Below are 987 nucleotides of genomic sequence, written 5' to 3'. Positions count from 1 at the left end.
GGAATATAGCTGCTGATTCCCCGCTGCTGCTTCGATTAAAATTTGTTCGGACGTGTGCGCTCACCCGGCCAAATAACAAACGTTTGATGATGTTAAATTCACCTATACAATACGTATTATCATTATAATAATGGCCAGAAAGTTATTATCTACTGAGTAAATACCCACAACTGAAACGTGCGATGAACATTTTCTTCCAAGAAAACCACGGGATGACGCCAACAATTAGCTCCGCAACGAATAGATCGTACAGATTCCCGGACGGTATCACGGGGTCTGTACTATGAGTCGGTCCGAACTCTGGCTCGTCGAACCGCCTCGCGAACGTACACTAGTCGCCACCCACACTTTCGATGTCTGATAAAAACACACACGACTCCAATTTCCTTCCGGTCGGACGACGTACACTGTTGAAATCCACAGCCGCCCTTCTGGCGGGGAGTGCGCTCACTTCAGCCCCCGCATCGGCACACCACTATGATTCGAAGATCCACTACGAACCACAGGTGGACGAGGACAACCTCATGCAATTGTCCGTCGAGGGTCACGAAGTTCTCGACGACGGGGTGAAACTTGACCTCGGTACTCACGAAGGGTACATTCGTCTATTCAGCGACAACCTAGTTCGCGTCGCCATCATGGAACCGGGCGAGGAAGAATACGAATCTCGGGGTATCGAGAACGGACTCAGCGAGTGGGACACGCCGAGCTTCAGCGTCGATTCGAGCCCCGACAAGATAGCCATCGAGACCGACACGGTTACTGTCGAAATCAACACGGAACTCTTCGGTGTCCGGTTCCTCGACGAGGAAGGGACGGTCATCAACGAGGACTACTTGGATAAGGGGTCGTCAGGATACGCCCCATCTCCCGATAGAGCTGAGGAATCGACCAACCCAACGCCGCAAACAAACGCAACACAGCAGACCAACTCAACGCTGCAAGAGTCCGCTTACAGGTCCACAAGCGTGAGCGACCTGGATGCAG

The 987-nt window shown here is 52.2% G+C and carries 1 pseudogene; it reads left to right on the top strand.

Going from position 1 to position 987, the window contains the following annotated elements:
* Positions 1–353: 353 nt before the first annotated feature.
* A pseudogene (locus tag QT222_RS00625) lies at positions 354–987 on the top strand (glycoside hydrolase family 31 protein); the annotation flags it as partial.

The sequence above is a fragment of the Haloferax sp. s1 genome, from assembly GCF_058382125.1.
Note: the sequence above shows the minus strand (reverse complement) of the source record. Positions and strands in the feature narration are given on the sequence as shown.